Raw genomic sequence first — 259 nt, 5'->3', positions numbered from 1 at the left:
CCGTGCCCACGGGGATGAACCGGGCTGATCATGTTCTCTCAGCGCTGTACCGATGTGTTCCCCGTGCCCACGGGGATGAACCGAATTTAGGGCTAAGGTTCGAGAAATTGCTAATGTGTTCCCCGTGCCCACGGGGATGAACCGATGGGTGATTGATCAGGCTTATACCTTGGATGGTGTTCCCCGTGCCCACGGGGATGAACCGCGACAACCGTTGTTCCATCAACCTTTAGAAGTGTGTTCCCCGTGCCCACGGGGA

Origin of the sequence: Methylophaga sp. UBA2012, assembly GCF_002335235.1 — a bacterium.
Lineage (GTDB): Bacteria > Pseudomonadota > Gammaproteobacteria > Nitrosococcales > Methylophagaceae > Methylophaga > Methylophaga thalassica.
Note: the sequence above shows the minus strand (reverse complement) of the source record.